The sequence below is a fragment of the Streptomyces sp. NPDC050806 genome, from assembly GCF_055586425.1.
The window spans coordinates 307,145-322,904 of the sequence record NZ_JBVJIF010000008.1; the positions used below are offsets into that span (position 1 = coordinate 307,145).

General features: G+C 72.7%; 12 protein-coding genes. 6 read left to right on the forward strand and 6 right to left on the reverse strand.

Translation table 11 applies throughout. The features are described from left to right. Positions 1-19: 19 nt before the first annotated feature. From ACZ6WH_RS26230 to afsR, 6 genes are all read right to left on the reverse strand, one after another. Positions 20-379 carry a DUF742 domain-containing protein gene (locus ACZ6WH_RS26230; RefSeq protein WP_432855833.1) on the reverse strand — a complete coding sequence of 120 codons (360 nt, stop codon included), beginning with the start codon at positions 377-379 and terminating at the stop codon, positions 20-22. After that, positions 376-804 carry a roadblock/LC7 domain-containing protein gene (locus tag ACZ6WH_RS26235; RefSeq protein WP_361558448.1) on the reverse strand — a complete coding sequence of 143 codons (429 nt, stop codon included), beginning with the start codon at positions 802-804 and terminating at the stop codon, positions 376-378. Before ACZ6WH_RS26235 ends, ACZ6WH_RS26230 begins: the two co-directional genes overlap by 4 nt. Then, positions 801-2,387 (reverse strand): ATP-binding protein, encoded by a 1,587-nt coding sequence (locus ACZ6WH_RS26240; protein WP_469731108.1) that lies wholly within the window; start codon positions 2,385-2,387, stop codon positions 801-803. Before ACZ6WH_RS26240 ends, ACZ6WH_RS26235 begins: the two co-directional genes overlap by 4 nt. A gap of 167 nt (positions 2,388-2,554) precedes the next feature. Then, positions 2,555-4,159, reverse strand: a complete 1,605-nt coding sequence (locus ACZ6WH_RS26245) for a class I adenylate-forming enzyme family protein (RefSeq protein ID WP_469731110.1) — start codon at positions 4,157-4,159, stop codon at positions 2,555-2,557. 232 nt (positions 4,160-4,391) lie between these two features. After that, positions 4,392-4,625, reverse strand: a complete 234-nt coding sequence (locus ACZ6WH_RS26250; RefSeq protein WP_432855823.1) for a hypothetical protein — start codon at positions 4,623-4,625, stop codon at positions 4,392-4,394. Positions 4,626-4,847: 222 nt separating this feature from the next. Beyond that, on the reverse strand, positions 4,848-7,787 hold the full coding sequence (gene afsR, locus ACZ6WH_RS26255; protein WP_469731112.1) for an SARP-family global regulator AfsR: 2,940 nt from the start codon (positions 7,785-7,787) through the stop codon (positions 4,848-4,850). A gap of 220 nt (positions 7,788-8,007) precedes the next feature. Here afsR and ACZ6WH_RS26260 point away from each other — a divergent pair, with 220 nt between their 5' ends. From ACZ6WH_RS26260 to ACZ6WH_RS26285, 6 genes are all read left to right on the forward strand, one after another. Further along, entirely contained in the window at positions 8,008-9,252 is a 1,245-nt protein-coding gene (locus ACZ6WH_RS26260) for an amidohydrolase family protein (RefSeq protein ID WP_469731390.1), read from the forward strand. A gap of 62 nt (positions 9,253-9,314) precedes the next feature. Further along, a complete protein-coding gene (locus ACZ6WH_RS26265) occupies positions 9,315-10,226 on the forward strand; it encodes a TIGR03619 family F420-dependent LLM class oxidoreductase (protein WP_469731392.1) in 912 nt (303 codons plus the stop codon). A gap of 20 nt (positions 10,227-10,246) precedes the next feature. Continuing rightward, positions 10,247-11,032, forward strand: coding sequence for an SDR family NAD(P)-dependent oxidoreductase (locus tag ACZ6WH_RS26270; protein WP_469731113.1), 786 nt, complete (start codon positions 10,247-10,249; stop codon positions 11,030-11,032). Between the two features lie 106 nt (positions 11,033-11,138). Continuing rightward, positions 11,139-12,263 (forward strand): LLM class flavin-dependent oxidoreductase, encoded by a 1,125-nt coding sequence (locus ACZ6WH_RS26275; protein WP_432855814.1) that lies wholly within the window; start codon positions 11,139-11,141, stop codon positions 12,261-12,263. A 32-nt stretch (positions 12,264-12,295) separates the two neighbouring features. Then, positions 12,296-14,035 carry an N-acyl-D-amino-acid deacylase family protein gene (locus ACZ6WH_RS26280; RefSeq protein WP_469731115.1) on the forward strand — a complete coding sequence of 580 codons (1,740 nt, stop codon included), beginning with the start codon at positions 12,296-12,298 and terminating at the stop codon, positions 14,033-14,035. After that, positions 14,032-15,489 carry an aldehyde dehydrogenase family protein gene (locus tag ACZ6WH_RS26285; protein ID WP_469731117.1) on the forward strand — a complete coding sequence of 486 codons (1,458 nt, stop codon included), beginning with the start codon at positions 14,032-14,034 and terminating at the stop codon, positions 15,487-15,489. Before ACZ6WH_RS26280 ends, ACZ6WH_RS26285 begins: the two co-directional genes overlap by 4 nt. Positions 15,490-15,760: the final 271 nt, after the last annotated feature.

The window sequence follows — 15,760 nt, forward strand, 5'->3', positions numbered from 1 at the left end:
GTCGGTGCCGCCCGCTGCGCTAGGACTTGAGAGTGCGGAGTCCATCGAGGACCCTCTCCAGAATCTGCCGGTCGATCTGTTCGGCTTCGGGGATGGGGGAACGGGCGTGCAGGTGGCCGGCGTCGACGAGGTCGGCCACCAGGACCTTCACGACGCTGACCGGCAGCCGCAGGTGCGAGGCGGTCTCGGCAAGGGTCAGCGCGCCCGGCCGCAGCAGCGCCAGGAGGCGGAGCGCCTCGGGGCGCAGCTCGGCGGGCGCGGTGACGGTGGCGCCGTACAGGACGGTGAGCCGGTCCAGGGTGTTGCGGCTGGGGCGGGTGCGGCCGCCGGTCGCCAGATAGGCCGGTACGAGACGCCGGTTGCTCTGGCGGGGCGTCATGCGGACGAGCCCGTCTCCCGCGGCGGCGAGCTCATCGCCTTCGCGCCGAGCGTGGCGACCTGCACCTGCATCTGGTGCGAGACGACGCCCATGTTGACGTCGGGCGCGGCGAAGACCGCGAGGCAGGTGTTCTCGCCGGCCGGGATGGCGAGCACCCAGCCCTCCTCGGACTCCACGACGGTCTGCCGCAGCTTGGCGTCGTCCTGGCCGGTGAACGCGGCGGTGACGGCGCGGCCCGCGCCCTGGAGCGCCGACATCATGGCGGCCACGCCCTCGGCCGCCTCGCGGGCGAGGCCGGGCGAGGAACCTTCGATGAAGCCGTCGCCGGAGATGACGGCCGCGTGCAGGACGTGCGGCAGTTCCAGCAGCGGCGCCAGCACCCAGGACTGGTCCTGCGTGACGCGGCGGCGGACGGGGGTGCTCATGCTCGGTCGTTCCCTTCGGGGCGCGGAATGCGGTTGTCGGCTTCGGCCCGCCCGGAGAGGGTGCCGCGCTGCAGGGCGGCCCAGCGCGTGGCGGACTCCTGGGGGCTGCGCTCGGCTACGGGTTCCGTACGGGGGAGAGCGGTTTCGGGTTCGGCGGAGGGGCGGCGGCGCCGGCGGCGCGGCAGTCCGGTCGCCGGGTCGGTCGCGGAGTCCGGCGCGGAAGCGGGCCCGTGCTCGGGCGTACGAGCGGGCGCGGAGTCCGGCGTACGGACATCCAGGGACTCCGGCGCACGCGCAGGCTCGACCTCCGGCGCGCGCTCGGGCGTATCGGCGGGCGTACGAGTGGGCGTGCGCTCCATGGCAGCCTCCGGGGCGCGTGCGGACAGGTGCTCTCCCGCGGTCACCGGAGTGGCGCCCGCTGTGGGTGCCGTGAGCGGTGCGGCCTGCGGCGGTGTCAGCGGCGTCGAGTGCGCCCGCATCATCTGCGGCGGCAGCGGCGCCATCACCGACATCGGCTGGGTGTCCTGGTTCATCAGCGTCAGCAGCGGGTCGCCCGGGATGTACACGACCGCGCGCACGCCGCCGTACGGCGAGGACTCGACGTGCACCGTGAAGCCGTACTGCCGCACCAGCTGTCCCACGGCCGCGAAGCCGGACCGCGGCGGGTCGCCCAGCTCCGTGAGCAGCACCCGCTCCCCGCCGCCCAGCAGGTGCATGGCGTGCTCCACCTCGTCGCGGTGCATGCCGATGCCGTAGTCGTCGACGATGACGGAGGCGCCGCGGTTGCCCTGCTGGAGCGTGACGGCGACGGGCAGTTCGTGGTGGGAGTGGTGCAGCGCGTTGGCCAGCAGCTCGGTGAGGGCGATGGCCACCGGCTCGACGGCGCGGGCGACCACGCCGACCGGGTCCCGCAGCAGGTTGCTGACCTGGACGCGTTCGTAGCCGCGCAGCCGCGACATGGAGCCGACCACGAGGTCGGCGAGGTGCGAGTCGTCGCGGGTCAGCCCCGGCCAGGCACCGCAGACCACGCCGGTGGTCTGCACCCGGCGCAGCGCCTGCTCGTTGAGGAAGTCCGCCTGCAGCAGGTCCTGGGCGACGGCCTGGTCGTCGTACCGGTGCTGCATCTCCTGGAGGAGCGTCTGGAGCCGGTACAGCAGCGCCTGGATGGTCGTGGTGGCGCCGCGCATCGCGGCCTGCGCCGCCTCGTCCACCCGGGCCCGCTCCTTGGTGACCGCCTGCGAGAGCTGCTCCAGGGCCCCGGTGAGCGCCTGGTCCAGGTCGGTGCCCGTGAAGCGCGGGTCGTTCAGGCCGCGGACCTTGACGTGCGGGTGGGCGAGGGCGGTGGCGAGGTCGGGCAGCCGGGCCTCGGCGAGGTGACGGATCTCGGCTTCGGTGGCGCGGAGTTGCGCGGCGATCTCGGTGTGACCGCGCTCGGCGGCGGAGGCGCGGGCCTCGGCCGTGGCCAGGTGCCGGCGCAGGGCCTGGCCGCGCTGCCGGCCACGGACCAGGAAGAAGATCATCACCACCGCGGCGGCCGTGCCTGCGGTCAGGCACCAGAACAGTGTCGCCGGTATGGAAGTCATCGGGTTCCTCGTGTGGGGGGCGGCTTGGCGACGGTGTACGAACACCTGATCGCCGCCGCGATGTTACCCACCAAGTGACCTTTCGCACGGGGAAGTGGGAAAGCGGCATTCCGTGTGGACAAGATCACTCCGTTTTACCGGCGGTCACGTCGGAAACGCCCGGAATGTCAACTTCCAATTGTGAACCCTTCCTGGTCGGTAACGGGTTCGTCCGCGTACCGCTCCCGCAGCACGTTCTTCAGCACCTTGCCCAGCGGGCCGCCCCGCGGCAGCGAATCCGTGACCTCCAGCTGCTCCGGCAGCTTCTGCGTCATCAGTCCCGACCGCCGCAGATGGTCCGTCAGCTGTTCCAGGGTCAGCGGCGGCCCGCCCGGGTCCGCGAGCGTGACCACCGCGCACACCCGCTCCCCGCGCTCCCGGTCCGGCAGCCCGACGACCGCCGCCTCCGCCACCGCCGGATGGCCGTGCACCAGGTCCTCGATCTCCTGGGCCGAGATGTTCTCGCCCTTGCGGATGATGATGTCCTTCAGCCGCCCGGTCAGCACGAGATGGCCGTCCGCGCGCAGGAACCCCAGGTCGCCGGTGTGGAACCAGCCGTCGGCATCGAACGAGGCAGCCGTCAGCGCCGGATCCGTGTACCCCTGGAAGAGCATCGGCCCCTTGAGCGTCACCTCCCCGGTCTCCCCGCCGGGAAGCGCCCGGCCGTCCGGCCCGGCGATCCGCACCTCGGCGCCCGGCACCGGCCGCCCCACCGTCCGCGCCAGCTGCTCGTCGCTGTCGTGCGGCGCGCCCATCGTGATCATCGGGCACTCCGTCATCCCGTACCCGTGCAGCACCGCGCAGCCCAGCTCGCGGCCGGCCGCGGCGTACAGTTCCGGAGGCAGCGGCGCGCCCCCGCCCGAGAGCACCCGCAGCGACGGGATCAGCTTCGCGTCGCCCTCCCGTCGCCGCGACTCGTCCAGGAATGCCTGGTAGAAGGCGGTGCTGCCGCCCGCCATGGTGACGCCGAGGCGCGCGTACGTACCGGCCGCCGCGCCCGGCGCGAACGTCTCCAGCACCACCGCGGGGAACCCGCCGACCAGCATGGCGACGACGTAGTCGGGCCCCGCGATGTGCGCGTACGGGAAGGCGATCGACCCGATGTCCGTGGCCGACATCCCGATCGCGGCCGCCAGCCCGGCGCCGCCCGCGATCAGTGAGGCGTCCGTGTGCCGCACGCCCTTCGGCGCCGCCGTCGTCCCCGAGGTGTAGTAGATCCAGGAGGCGGGCTCCGGCGCGCCCGCCCGCTGCCGGACGCCGCCCGGCGGGAACTCCGGCAGGGTGGCCGGATCGCCCTCGGGCAGCCCCGCCCCGTCGCCCACGACGACGGTCCGCGTCCCCTCCGGCGCCGCCCGGCGGGCCAGCGCCGCGAAGTCGACGTCCCGCCACACGCCCGGCACCAGGAAGAACTCCGCGCCGGACTCGGCCAGTACGAAGCCGACCTCGCGCTCCCGGTGCAGATGGATGACCGGTATCTGCACGGCCCCCAGCCGGGCCAGCGCGAGCGAGGCGAGCACCGTGGTGATCCGGGTCGGGAGCTGCCACGCCACCCGCGTCCCCGCGCCGATGCCCAGCTCCCGGAAGCCGGCCGCCGCGCGGAGCGCCCGCTCCCGCGCCTCCCCGAAGGTGACGGTCCGCCCGTCCGCCTCGTAGAACATCGCCGCGTCGGCCGACGCGGCGGCCCGCCGCTCGACCAGCTCCCAGAGCGTACGTATCCGAGCCAACTCCTGCACGGCGCGCCTCCCGGCAACGGTCGGGACGGGACGGATGTGGCGCGACTGTAGCAGCAGAACTGACGGGCCGTCAGGTAGTGCGTCCTCCCTTTTGAACGGTCACGCCGCCCCCCGACCGGCCGCCCCGCCCCCGGACATGCCGCAGGGACCGGCTACGACGGCATCCCCTCCTTGCCGTCGGAGCCGGCCCCTGCGATCCCCCGGGTTGTGGTTCAGCGGGCCGTACGCGAGATCAGTGCTCCAGCTTCGGCTCGGCGATCGGCCGGTGGCTGTCCTGCGGCGCCATCGTGCCGTCCGCCGCGACCGGACGCGGGGCGTCCTGCGCCGCCAGCACCTCGTCACCGATGATCGGCCGGTGGCTGTCGCCCATCGCGACGACCTCTTCGCCGATGATGGGCCGGTGGCTGTCGAGCGGCTTGATGACGTCCTTGTCGCCTGTCCGTGGAACCTTCTTCTCGGTGCTCACAGTGATCAACTCCTGTGTGTGGGCGCTTGCGGTCCACCGGCCCGGCGACTCCCCCGTGGGTCGCCGGACGGGTGAACCAAGGGCCGAACACCATACGGTGGGGCCTCGATACCGAGCCGCTTGCCCCCCGAGGCGGCGGATCGGTACGTAGAAGAGTGACGCGCGGCGATGAACGATCGATAAACGGCGGCGATTACGTCGCCGAACTGGGGTGATGCCCGGTCAGGCGACGGCGGCCGGGGAGAGCAGCTGCTGCACCTGCGTGCTCTCCGCCGCGCCGAGCCGCTCGTACACGCTCAGCGCCTCCTGCCAGCACACCCGGGCCCGGCCGGTGTGCCCGACCTGGCTCAGCGCCCGCCCCAGCGTGGTCAGCGCGTTGGCGCGCCAGAGCTCGCCGCCGACGCCGCGCAGCGCGGTCAGGGCCTGCTCGGCGTAGTTGGCGGCGCGGGCCGGCCGCTGGGCCGCCAGATCGACCTCGGCCAGCCGGAAGTACGTCATGCCCTCCCAGAAGGGCTGCCGGCTGTCCTGGAAGATGGTCAGCGCGGCGTTGAGCTGCTGCGCCGCGTCGTCCAGATGCCCGGCGGCGGTGAAGGCGAGCGCCAGCGCGTACATGCCGTTGGCCAGCCGGCGGGTGGCGCCGATTCTGTGGTAGATCGCGACGCCTTCCTCGGCCAGCTCGATGGCGCTGTCCACCCGCCCGGTGTCGAGGTGGACCCGCGAGAGGTTGCACAGCGCGCTGGCCTCGGACTGCTGGTTGCGGTCGTCGCGGAAGGCCACCAGCGCCTGGCTGAGGTACGCCTCGGCGTCGTCGTGCCGGCCCAGGGCGCCCGCGATGATGCCGCGGTCGTTGGGCGCGTACGAGGAGGAGATCGGGTCGTCCGTCGCGAGCCCGAGCAGCATCGCCGACTTGGCGTGGTCGTCGGCGTCGTCCAGCCGCCCGGCCAGCGTGCGGATGTAGGCGAGCGAGGTGTGGATACGGGCCTCGGCGTGCTGGTCGCCCAGGGCCCGGGCGGCGGCGAGGACGGTCATGTTGGCCTGGTCGTGCTGGCGCGCGTCGGCACCGGACTCGGCCAGGTCCTTGGTGAGCAGGAGCAGGTCGGCGGCGCGGCGTACCGTGTCGGCGCCGGTGGACTGCTGCGCGCAGGCCAGCAGGCAGCCCGCCTCGCTGAACAGCCACTCCAGGGCCACCGCGCGGTCCTCGAAGGCCAGTCCGGGGTAGCGGGTGCTCTCCATGTGGTCCACGAGCCGGTCGCCGGGACGCTCCAGGGCGTACATGCGGGCCGCCGAGGCCAGGTAGAAGTCCAGCAGGCGGGAGAGGGCCGCGGCGCGCTCGGACGGCGGGTGCTCGTCACGCTCGGCGCATGCACGCGCGTAGAGGCGGACCAGGTCGTGGAAGCGGTAGCGGCCGGGGGCCGCCGATTCGAGGAGCGAGGCATCGACCAGGGACTCGATCAGCTCCTCGGCGGCGTCGACGTCCATGTCCAGCACGGCCGCCGCGGCGGCCAGCGAGATGTCGGGGCCGTCGGCCAGCCCCAGCAGCCGGAACGCGCGGGCCTGCACCGGCTCCAGTTGCCCGTACCCCAGCTCGAAGGTGGCCTTGACGGCCAGGTCGCCGGCGCGCAGCTCGTCCAGGCGGCGGCGCTCGTCGGCGAGCTTGCGGGCCAGTACGGAGACGGTCCAGGTGCGGCGGGAGGCGAGCCGGGAGGCGGCGATGCGGATGGCCAGCGGCAGGAAGCCGCAGGCGCCCACGACGTCCATGGCGGCCTTGCGTTCGGCCCCCACCCGCTCCTCGCCGACGATGCGGGTGAAGAGCGTCAGCGCTTCCTCGGGGCTCATCACGTCGAGGTCGATGAGGTGGGCCCCGGCCAGGTCGATCATGCGGGCGCGGCTGGTGATCAGCGCGGCGCAGCCCTCCGTACCGGGCAGCAGCGGCCGTACCTGGGCGGAGTCCCGCGCGTTGTCCAGCAGCGCCAGCACGCGGCGCCCGGCGAGCGTGGAGCGGTACAGCGCGGCCCGTTCCTCCAGCCCGTCGGGGATGGAGGAGTCCGGGGTGCCGAGCGCGCGCAGGAACGCGCCGAGCACGGCCTCCGGCTCGGCGGGGGTGTGGCCGGCGCCCTGCAGGTCGACGTAGAGCTGGCCGTCGGGGAAGTGCTCGCGCGCCGCGTGCGCGACGTGGACGGCCAGCGTGGTCTTGCCGACGCCGCCGATGCCGGTGAGCGCGGAGACCGCCATGACGCTGCCCTCGGCGGTGGCGAGCTGGGCGCCCAGCTCCGCGACGAAGGGGACGCGCCCGGTGAAGTCCGCGACGGTGGCCGGGAGCTGTTGGGGGCGCAGGACGGCGGGGCTCGCGCCGGTGTGCTCCTCCGGGGGCGGGCTGGGCGCCTCCAGGCCGGCGTCGGCGCGCAGGATGCGCTGGTGCAGTTCGGCGAGGGAGGCGCAGGGGTCGACGCCCAGCTCGGTGTCGAGCAGACGGCGGGTATCGGCGTAGACGGCCAGCGCCTCGGCCTGCCGTCCGGAGCGGTACAGCGCGAGCATGAGGAGTTCGCGGAGCCGTTCGCGCAGCGGGTGGGCGGCCGTGAGCGCGGTCAGCTCGGACACCGCCTCGGCGTGGCTGCCCAGCTCCAGGTCGAGGTCGAGGCGGGTCTCGGTGAGGGAGAGCCGCCACTCCTCCAGGCGGGTGCGCTGATTCTCCGCGTACGGTCCGGGCACGCTCGCGAGCGGTTCGCCGTCCCACAGGGTGAGGGCGGATACCAGCAGGTCACGGGCGCGGCAGCGGTCGCCGCTCGCGCGGGCCTTCTCGGCCTCGGCCGCGAAGGCCTCGGCGCGGTCCAGGTCGAGGTCGTGGGCGCCCGGCGGGTCGGACTGGAGGGCGTAGCCGCCGGACTCGCTCACCAGCGCGTCGGCGTCGTCGCCCAGTGCCTTGCGCAGCCGGGAGGCGTAGGTCCGCAGTGCCGCCAGGGCCGCGTGCGGGGGCTCGTCGCCCCAGATGGCGTCGACCAGTTCGGCCGCGGTCGCGGTGCGTCCGCCGCGCAGCAGCAGGGCGGCGAGCAGGGCACGCTGCTGCGGGGTGCCGGCCGCGAGCGGTGTGCCGCCCCGCCAGGCCCGTACGGGACCGAGCACGGTGAAGCGGAGCTGCTGCCCCTGCCCCGGACTCTCGTCCATGGTCTCCCCCTGCCTGTGCATCGCGTTCGCATCGGCCAGTCTGCCTTGTCGGCGGCCCCTGCGTCAGTAGGGGTCAGGTCTGTGCACAATCCCTCCCCTTGTGATCCACCGGGGCGGAAGGCCGCGAGGGCCGGACGCCGGGCCGCTCCCCGGAGGGAAATCGTCCGCTTCCCACTAGCTGACGGTTCGTCAGATCGGCGCTACCGTGAGGCGCATGGCGATGCACACGGAGACCCCGGAAACCTTCCCGAGGATCATCTCGGTGGACGACCACACGGTGGAGCCACCGCACGTCTGGCGGGACCGGCTGCCCTCGAAGTACCACGACACCGGCCCGCGCATCGTGCGCGCGCCCCTGAAGGAAATGACCTTCGTGGGCGGCAGGTTCGCCCCGAAGATGGGCGCGCCGGGCGACGACGGGCCGCTCGCCGACTGGTGGGTGTACGAGGACCTGCACCGCCCCCTCACCCGCCTGGACACCGCGGTCGGCTACTCCCGGGACGAGATCAGGCTGGAGGGGATCACCTACGAACAGATGCGCCCCGGTTCGTACAGCGTGCCGGAGCGGCTGGCGGACATGGACGTCAACCACGTCCAGTCGGCGCTGTGTTTCCCCACCTTCCCGCGCTTCTGCGGCCAGACGTTCACCGAGGCGTCCGACCGGGAGCTGGGCCTCCTCGGGGTACGCGCCTACAACGACTGGATGGTGGAGGAGTGGTGCGGCCCCGAGGCGCAGGGCCGGCTCATACCGCTCGCCCTCATCCCCCTGTGGGACGCCGGACTCGCCGCCCTGGAGGTGCGGCGCAACGCGGCCCGCGGGGTGCGCGCCGTCTGCTTCAGCGAGATCCCGCCGCACCTGGGCCTGCCCAGCATCCACACCGACTACTGGGACCCCTTCCTGCGGGCCTGCGACGAGACCGGCACGGTCGTCGCCATGCACATCGGGTCGTCGTCGAGGATGCCCTCCACCTCGGCCGACGCGCCGCCCGCCGTCGGCTCCACGATCACCTTCGCCAACTGCTGCTTCTCGATGACCGACTGGCTCATGAGCGGCAAGTTCGAGCGCTTCCCGAACCTGCGGATCATGTACGCGGAGGGGCAGATCGGCTGGATCCCCTACATCCTGGAGCGCGCCGACGTGGTCTGGGAGGAGAACCGCGCCTGGGGCGGTGTGGCCGACAAGGTCCTCCGGCCGCCCTCCGAACTCTTCGCCGAGCACGTCTACGGCTGCTTCTTCGACGACGCCTTCGGCCTGCAGAACCTCGACGCGATCGGCGTCGGCAACGTGCTGTACGAGACGGACTACCCGCACTCCGACTCCACCTGGCCCAAGTCCCGGGAGGTCGGCGAGGCACAGATGGGGCACCTGGCCCCGGACGTCGTCGAGCGGATCGTCCGCGGCAACGCCATCGAGCTGCTGGGCCTGACGGCGGACGGCCGCTGGCCGGGGCCGGGGGCCCGGTGACCGCCCCGGCGGCGCCACCCGGGCAGGTCTGGCGGCCGCCCGAGGGCCGGCTGGTGTACGGCATGCAGCTGCCCGTGCAGTCGCAGAGCACGCTCTACACCGAGGCGTGGGAGGCGGCCGCGGGCCCCGCCGACCTGGTGGAGATCGCCAGGGCCGCCGACCGGCACGGCTTCGCCTACGTCGCCTGCTGCGAGCACGTGGCGATCCCGCGCCGGCTGGCCGGGGCGATGAGCACCGTGTGGTACGACCCGGTGGCCACGCTGGCGCACCTCGCCGCCGTGACCGAGCACGTACGGCTGCTGAGCCATGTGGCGGTGGTCGGGCTGCGGCACCCGCTGCTCACGGCGAAGCAGTACGCCACGCTCGACCGGCTCTCGGGCGGACGGCTGATCCTCGGGGTCGGCGCCGGGCACGTACGGGAGGAGTTCGAGGCGCTGGGGGTGGACTTCGAGGGCCGGGGGGCCGTGCTGGACGAGACGGTCGATGCCCTGAAAACGGCCCTGGGGCCCGAGGAGTTCCCGGAGTTCGCGGGGGAGCGGTTCGCCTTCGCCGAGCTGGGGCAGGCGCCGCGGCCGGTCCAGACGCCGCGCCCCCCGCTGTGGGTCGGGGGCTCCTCCCCGGCAGCGGTACGCCGGGCCGCCGAGCGAGGCGACGGCTGGCTGCCGCAGGGCGACCGCAGGGACCGGCTGCCGGGGCAGATCGCGAAGCTGGCCGCGCTCCGCGAGCGGGCCGGCGTGACCGACCCGGTGGTGATCGGCGCCATCGCCGAGCCCGTGTACGTGGGCGAGCCCGCCTGGGACACCGGCAAGTGGACGCTGACCGGGCCGCCGGAACGTATCGCCGCCTCGCTGCGGGAGTACCGCGCGCTCGGCGTGCATCAGATCCAGCTCCGTTTCCGCAGCCGGAGCCGCGACGAGCTGACCGATCAGATGGCGGCCTTCGGGGCGGACGTGGCCCCGCTGCTCGCCGGTTGACCCCACCGAGGAGTGCAGGCATGGGCAAGCTCGACGGGCGGGTCGTCGTGATCACCGGCGCCGCGCGCGGACAGGGGGAGCAGGAGGCGCGGCTGTTCGCGGCCGAGGGCGCCCGGGTCGTCCTCGCGGACGTGCTGGACGAACAGGGCCGCGCGCTCGCGAAGGAGCTGGGCGAGGACACCGCGCGCTACGTGCATCTGGACGTGTCGCGCGAGGACGACTGGACGGCCGCCGTCGCCGCCGCCAAGGACGCCTTCGGCGCGATCGACGGGCTGGTCAACAACGCCGGGATCCTCCGCTTCAACGAGCTGACCAGGACGCCGCTCGCGGAGTTCCAGGAGGTCGTCCAGGTCAACCAGACCGGCTGCTTCCTGGGCATCCGTACCGTCGCGCCGGAGATCGGGGCGGCCGGCGGCGGCACGATCGTCAACACCTCCTCGTACACCGGCCTCACCGGCATGGCGCTGGTCGGCGCCTACGCCGCGAGCAAGCACGCCGTCCTCGGGCTGACCCGGGTCGCCGCGCTGGAGCTGGCGCCCCGCGGGATCCGGGTGAACGCGGTGTGCCCGGGGGCCGTGGACACCCCGATGGCCAACCCGGCCGCGTTCGACCCGGCGGCGGACCCGGCCGCCGCCCAGCAGGCGGTGGACGAGCTGTACCGGAAGCTCGTGCCGCTGGGCCGGGCCGGACGGCCCGAGGAGGTGGCCAGGCTGGCGCTGTTCCTGTCCTGCGCCGACTCCTCGTACATCACCGGGCAGCCGTTCGTCGTCGACGGCGGCTGGCTGGCGGGCGTGGGGCTCTTCTGAGGGGCGTCACTGACGACCCGTCAGGTATTGACCGGACCGGTCGCCGGTGGAACAGTCGACGCAATAAATCTGACGGAGCGTCAGAAAAATGAGGAGGGTGGACCCCTTGGAATTCGGGCTCTTTGTACAGGGATACGTTCCGGCGGCGCGCGCGGCGGCCGACCCGGAGGCGGAGCACAAGGCGCTGATCGAGGAGACCGAGTACGTCATCCAGGCGGACCGGTCCGGCTTCAAGTACGCCTGGGCCTCCGAGCACCACTTCCTGGAGGAGTACTCCCACCTCTCCGCCAACGACGTCTTCCTCGGCTACCTCGCACACGCCACCGAACGCATCCACCTCGGCTCCGGCATCTTCAACCCGCTCGCCCCGGTCAACCACCCCGTCAAGGTCGCCGAGAAGGTCGCCATGCTCGACCACCTCTCCGGCGGCCGCTTCGAGTTCGGCTCGGGGCGCGGTGCGGGCAGCCACGAGATCCTGGGCTTCATGCCGGGCGTCACCGACATGAACCACACCAAGGAACTCTGGGAGGAGACCATCGCGGAGTTCCCCAAGATGTGGCTCCAGGACGAGTACGTCGGCTTCAAGGGCAAGCACTGGGAACTCCCGCCCCGCAAGGTCCTCCCCAAGCCGTACGGCAAGGGCCACCCGCCCATGTGGTACGCCGCCGGCTCCCCCTCCTCGTACGCCATGGCCGCCAAGAAGGGCCTCGGCGTCCTCGGCTTCAGCGTCCAGAAGGTCTCCGACATGGAATGGGTCCTGGAGTCCTACAAGTCCGCGATCCAGGAGGCCGAACCGGTCGGCGCCTTCGTCAACGACAACGTCATGGTCACCTCCACCGCGATCTGCGCCGAGACCCACCGGAAAGCCGTCGAGATCGCCGTCAACGGCGGCCTGAACTACCTCCAGTCGCTGCTCTTCCGCTACCACGACACCTTCCCGCGGCCCGACGGGATCCCGGAGTGGCCCGAACTCCTCCCCGACTACACCGAGGAGATCATCGAGCTGCTGATCGCCGAGGAACTGATGATCTGCGGCGACCCGGACGAGGTACTGCGGCAGTGCAAGCGCTGGGAACAGGCCGGCGCCGACCAGCTCTCCTTCGGCCTGCCCGTAGGCGTCTCCCGCGAGGACACCCTCACCACCATCAAGCTGCTCGGCGAACACGTCATCCCGAAGATCGACACCGACCCCGTGCACCGCACCACCCGCTTCCGCCGGGCGGCCGGCTGACCCGCCCCCTGCCCGAGAGGAGGACCGGCACCATGCTCGACCACCTGATCAAAGGCGCCACCGTCGTCGACGGCACCGGCGCCCCCGCGTACCCGGCCGACCTCGGCATCCGCGACGGCAGGATCGCCGTACTCGCCGAACCCGGCACGGTCGCCGAACCAGCCCGCACCAGCGAGGACGCCACAGGACTCGTCCTCGCCCCCGGCTTCGTCGACCCCCACACCCACTACGACGCGCAGCTCTTCTGGGACCCCTACGCCACCCCCTCCATGCACCACGGCGTCACCACGGTCGTCGGCGGCAACTGCGGCTTCACCCTCGCCCCGCTGCACCCCGGCCGCCCCGAGGACGCCGACTACACCCGGCGCATGATGAGCAAGGTCGAAGGCATGTCCCTCGTCGCCCTCGAACAGGGCGCCCCCTGGAACTGGCACACCTTCGGCGACTACCTCGACGCCCTCGAAGGACGGACCGCCGTCAACGCCGGCTTCATGGTCGGCCACTGCGCACTCCGCCGCCACGTCATGGGCGCCGACGCCATCGGAGGACAGCCCACCCCCGGTCAACTGGAGGAGATGCTGCGCCTCTTCCACGAGGCCATGGGCGCGGGCGCCTGGGGCCTGTCCACCACCCAGTCCTCCTCGCACTCCGACGGCGACGGCGAGCCCGTCGCCTCCCGGCACGCCGGCCCCGACGAACTCCTCGCCCTCTCCCGCGCCGTCGCCGACCACGAAGGCACCCAGATCGAAGCCATCGTCGCCGGCTGCCTGGACCAGTTCAGCGACGCCGAGATCGACCTCTTCGTGGCCATGTCGGCAGCCGCCGGACGCCCCCTGAACTGGAACGTCCTCACCATCGACGCCGCCGTACCGGAACGGGTCCCGCGCCAGCTCCTCGCCAGTGAACGGGCCCGCAAGGAAGGCGGCCGCATCGTCGCCCTCACCATGCCCATCCTCACGCCCATGAACATGTCCCTCGGCACCTTCTGCGCCCTCAACCTCATCCCCGGCTGGGGCGACGTCCTGGGACTGCCGGTGGGGGAACGGATCGCCAAGCTGCGCGACCCGGCCGTACGCGAGGAAATGCTGCGCCGCGCCAACAGCAAGGAAGCCGGCGTCTTCCGGCGGCTCGCCCACTTCGACCGCTACGTCATCGGCGACACCTACTCACCCGCCAACGAAGGGCTCACCGGCCGCGTCGTCCGCGACATCGCCGCCGAACGCGGCCTCGACCCCTTCCACTGCCTCGTCGAGATCTGCGCCGCCGACGACCTCCGCACCGTCCTGTGGCCCATGCCCACCGACAACGACCCCGACAGCTGGGAACTGCGCCGGCAGACCTGGGAACACGAGGACGTCCTGCTCGGCGGCTCCGACGCGGGCGCCCACCTGGACCGGATGTGCGGCGCCCCCTACACCACCCGCTTCCTCGGCGACTGCCTGCGCGGACGCCGGCTCGTCGGCCTGGAACGCGCCGTGCAGATGCTCACCGACGCCCCCGCACGCCTCTTCGGACTGCGCGACCGCGGCCGGATCGCCGAGGGGTACCACGCGGACCTCGTCCTCTTCGACCCCGCACGCATCGACGCGGGGCCCGCCACCCTCGTCCACGACCTGCCAGGCGACAGCCCCCGGCTCGACTCCCGCGCGCTGGGCGTGGTGAGCGTACGCGTCAACGGCGTACAGACCCTGCGCGACGACGAGCTGACCGGGGAGGTGCCGGGCACCGTGCTGCGCTCCGGACGGGACACCGAGACGGTGAGCACCCGGTGACGGACGAGCAGGGGCTGTTCATCGGTGGCCGGTGGGTGGCACCGGACCACGGCCACTACGACGTGACCGACCCGGCGACCGAGGAGGTCGTGGGGCACGCTCCGGAGGCGAGCCGGGAACAGGTGTACGCGGCGGCCGCCGCCGCCCGCGAGGCGTTCGACGGCTGGTCGCGCACCGCCCCCGAGGAACGCGCCCGGATCCTGGCCCGCACCGCGGAGATCATCCGGGACCGGGCCGGACCGTACGCCGAACTGGCCCGCGCGGAATCCGGCGCGACCACCGCCACCGCGCGGGGCATGCAGGTCGCGGTGGGCGCCGCCCGGTTCGAGAGGTACGCCCGCGGCGCCCTGGAACCGGTCGAGGAACCCCTGCCACCGCAGGTCAACCCGGCCGGACCGATGGGCAAGGCGGCTGTCCTCGGCGCCCTCGCCGTCCGCCGCCCGGTCGGCGTCGTCACCTGCATCACCTCCTACAACAACCCCTGGGCCAACCCGGCGGGCAAGATCGCCCCGGCCCTCGCCATGGGCAACACCGTCGTCGTCAAACCCGCGCCCCAGGACCCGCTGTCGGTCTTCCGGATGGCCGAGGCACTGGCGGAGGCCGGGGCGCCCCCGGGCGTGGTGAACGTGGTGACCGGCTCGCGCCCCGAGGCGGGCGAGGCGGCGGTGGCCGCGCCGGACGTCGACATGGTCAGCTTCACCGGCAGTACGGCGGTCGGCCGGGCCATCGCCGAGGAGTGCGGCCGCGGCATGAAACGCCAGCTCATGGAGCTGGGCGGCAAGGGCGCCGCACTCGTCTTCGACGACGCCGACCTGACGGCTGCCGTGGCCGGCATCGGCACCACCTTCTCCTTCTACAGCGGCCAGATCTGCACCGCGCCCACCCGGGTGCTCGCCCAGCGGGGCGTCTACGAGCGGCTGGTCGAAGGGCTCGCGCGGTACGCCGGGGCCCTGAAGGTGGGCGACCCGAGGGAGCGGGACACGGTCGTCGGCCCGGTCATCTCCGCCGCACACCGCGACCGCGTCGAGTCCTACGTCGAACTCGGCCGCAAGGAAGGCGCCCGGCTCGTGGCAGGCGGCGAGCGCCCGGCGCGGGACCGCGGCTGGTACGTCGCCCCCACCCTCTTCGCCGACTGCGCCCCCGGGATGCGGATCGTCCGGGAGGAGATCTTCGGCCCGGTCGTCGCGGTGCTGCCCTTCGACGACGAGGAGGAGGCCGTCGCGCTCGCCGGCGACAGCGACTACGGGCTGATCGACTACGTCTGGTCCGGCGATGTCGCGCGGGCCTTCCGGGTGGCCGGCCGGCTGCGGGCGGGCGGGGTCGGCATCAACACCGTCGGCCGCAACATGGAGGCCCCGTTCGGCGGCTTCAAGCAGAGCGGAGTGGGCCGCGACGTCGGCTCCTACGCGCTGCGTGCGTACAGCGAACTGCAGTCGCTCGTCTGGCCCGGGTGAGGAGAACGGAGCGGGACGGGCAGGCGCCGCGAGGCCGCTCGCGGCGTCTGAAGACGGCCCGGAGTCCGAATAACGGACACCGACGGGAAAATTTTGAACCGCTACAAAACGGACATGGCTGCGGTTCCCGTAATCCGGATCTCAACTAATGGACCTTGCTGTTGCTTGGCAGGGACTGTTATTGACCTTCTATGTAGTGGCCACTCTGCTCAATTCACCTTCACAAGGAAGGTGTAGGCCCCGGAGTTCGATCATCCGGATACGAATACAG